Genomic DNA, 2,941 nt, shown 5'->3' with positions numbered 1-2,941 from the left:
TAGGCTTTGATTGCATCTGCCACATTGCTGCCTGCGGGCAATTCCACAACTTCCAGGCCGATCCGGCTGATCTTTTTGAGGACTTTGCTCTTCATCCTGCTGTGCAATGCAGAGATGCTAGAAGATGAGGCACCGGATTTGAAAGAAACCAGCACCTGATTCGGCACAGGCTCCGGCTTGGGGGGGCTTTTTTGATCCGGCTTGCCCGTCTTGCTCAGAGCTGCGGCGGATGCTTGGGAACAAAACAGCACTGCTGCGCACAACGCCGTTCCCGCGACGGACAGTTTTCCTTTTTTCATCTCGTTTCTCCTGACATGTCTTTTAAAATGGCAGCAACTTTCCTGTCTCACAGAGTCAGCGATAACATATACTCTGCTTTCAGTCAAGTTATTTCCAGAGCTACGCCGAGTTTTGTCAGGAACGCAAAGCGAAACAATGGGGGAATAAAAGCAAGCTCTTACTCCGTATCCTCCAGCAGGCCGAGCTTTGCCGCGTAGCGCACCAGATCGGCTGTGCTGTGCAGATCAAGCTTGCTGAGAATGTTGGCCCGGTGGTTGGTCACTGTCTTCGCACTGATGCAGAGCCTATCAGCGATGTCCTTGACCGAATCACCCCGGGCGAAGAAACGGAGCATTTCCTGCTCTCTGCTGGTCAGATTGCCGTAGGTCGCGTCGGCAAGCTCCATCAATTCCGCAGACTCCAGCAGCCGGGGTGCTATTTCCTGCGACAGGGCTGCGTCAAGATAGTATTCATCCCGCAGCACAGCCTCCAGCGCGTCGCGCAGGCAAGCGGAGACCGACTCTTTGATGATGTAGCCCGTTGCCCCAGCCCGCAGCGCGCTGATGATGTAGTCGATTTTGCAGTGCATGCTGACAATGACGATGCGGGTTTCCGGCACCGCCGCCCGCAGCATCCGGGCCAGCTGGATGCCGCTCCGGTCAGGAAGGGAAAGGTCGATCACTGCCACGTCAGGTTTGCACTTGCGGACAGCAGCCTCGCCTTGGCGCGCGTCAGCAGCCTCGTCCGCGATTTCAAATCCTTCATATTTGCTGATGATCTGCCTGAGGCTGGCACGGAAGGTGTCGTGGTCGTCAATGACGACGATTTTTTTCAGCGCGTTCATTCTGTTTCAGCGTCGGTCTGAAGTTCGTCCTGCTCTTGGCCCAGAGAAGTTCTGATCAAGCCAGGGAGTTCAATAAACAGCTTGGTTCCCTCCTGCGGCGCGGCCTGAATGCGGAAAACGCCCTGCATCATTCTGACCCGCTCCTGCATTCCCAGCAGGCCGAAGCGTTTCTCTTCCCGCGCCCTCCGGCTGGCCTCCTCCACGGAGAAGCCGCAGCCGTCGTCCTCAATACGGAGGATGAGGTTGGGCCAAGAGACAATCAGGCGGACTTCCGCCCGACCTGCCGCCGCATGTCTGCCGATGTTGTTCAGGGCCTCCTGCGCAAGCCGGTACATATTGATAGCACAATCAAAGTCGAGCTGCAAATTTTCCGCCCCCGCAGCGGAGAATTTCACTGGGATGCCGACCTTGCGGGAGAAGTCGCGGCAGAGATCAGCCAGTGCGCTGACCAAACCAATCTGCTCCAGCCCTGGAGGCCGCAGGTTGTAGGACAGCTCGCGCACAGTGCGGATGCAGCGGTCGAGTTGACGGCTCCAGCTGCGCAGCTCCTGAGCCTTGCCCTCCTCCACGCTGCTGAACAGCGAGCCTGCGGTGATTTTGAGCGAGGACAGCTCTTGCGCCACCTGATCATGCAGATACAGGGCAATCTGCTGCCGCTCCCGCTCTTGCACGGTCAGCAGCTCCTGTGACAGCTGATGCACCTGCTCCTCAGCTTTGCGCAGTTCGCTGTTGGCCCGGACCAGCTCCTGAGTGCGCTCCTCCACCTTCCGCTCCAAGCCGCCTTGGTATTCAGCCAGCTGGTCCGCCATGTTGCCGAATTCTTCCGCCAAAAATTGGAACTCGTCGCCGGAGCTGATCCGTGGCCGATACCGGAGATTGCCCGCGCCAAGCTGCCGGATGCCCTCCTGAAGAACGTTCACCGGCCCCAGCACCGAGCGGATCATGAGGAGGAAAACTGCCACTGTCAGCAATGCCGCCGCCGAGCTGGTCACGGCGGTCACCAGCAAAGTTTTCTGATAGCGCTCGGTGACAAAATTTTCTGTTTTCGCCAGTTCTTGGAGGTGCAGCTGAAGGTGCGAGTCAATCACTATCTCCATCTTATGCAGCTCTTCCTGCACAATTTTGGCGACCTGCGCGAACTCTTCGTCAGGCCAGCCCGCCGCCGACTCGCTGAGGATATATTTGGACAGGGTCATGGCCAAAATGCCGTGATACAGCATCTCATGCGAGGCCTCTGCCGCAGCGTCCGTTTGCTCATGGCTGTGCCGATCGGCATGGGAGCTGATCAGCTCTTTAAGCTGTGCAGCCTTGGCCGCGACTTGGCTGCGGTTGATGCGTTTTTCCCGCAGCCCCTCCTCCAGAGAGAGCAGGAGCTGCTTCAGATCCAGCACGGCGGCGGCGTTGAAGGTCGTGTCCTTCTGAAGGGCGTGAAACTGCCGGTGGATGCTGGAAAAAGTCCAGACGCAGAAAATGCCGAGAAAAAAAATGACGGCAATCAGTGGTGAGAAAAGGCAGATGAACTTGCCGCGCAGACTGAGCTTGAGCATGGCGGAATGGGCAGAAGATGTGGCCGACAAAGGCGCGGCAGTTTATTTCAACTATTTTCCGGCAGATTCATGATCCATTCATTTCATCTTGTTTATGATATAGGAAAGATGAGCGGGTGATCAAAGCAGAGATGATTTCACTGGCCAGCTATGCGGCTGGCTGAACCGGTCGAGAAGAAAAACTTCTCAATTCATCTTCTGTTCATCTTGGCATGGGTACAATGCCCCTCATTAAACGAATTGGATTCAGCCGGTCACGGCTGATGCAGAA

Annotated in this window: 3 protein-coding genes; all 3 read right to left on the bottom strand. The window is 56.6% G+C overall.

Annotation, left to right across the window (positions count from 1 at the left end; translation table 11 throughout):
* On the bottom strand, positions 1-299 hold a 299-nt coding region (locus ACNKID_RS05235; RefSeq protein ID WP_417912379.1), incomplete at its 3' end, for a S8 family serine peptidase.
* Positions 300-457: 158 nt separating this feature from the next.
* The gene (locus tag ACNKID_RS05230) at positions 458-1,123 is read right to left on the bottom strand and encodes a response regulator (protein ID WP_417912378.1); all 666 of its coding nucleotides are present in this window, start codon (positions 1,121-1,123) and stop codon (positions 458-460) included.
* A complete protein-coding gene (locus tag ACNKID_RS05225) occupies positions 1,120-2,670 on the bottom strand; it encodes a HAMP domain-containing protein (RefSeq protein ID WP_417912377.1) in 1,551 nt (516 codons plus the stop codon). The genes ACNKID_RS05230 and ACNKID_RS05225 overlap by 4 nt, the downstream gene beginning before the upstream one ends.
* Positions 2,671-2,941 lie beyond the last annotated feature (271 nt).

It is taken from the genome of Candidatus Electronema sp. TJ, from assembly GCF_048287355.1.
In the GTDB taxonomy this organism is placed as follows: domain Bacteria; phylum Desulfobacterota; class Desulfobulbia; order Desulfobulbales; family Desulfobulbaceae; genus Electronema.
This window is presented reverse-complemented; position numbering and strand designations above follow the sequence as displayed.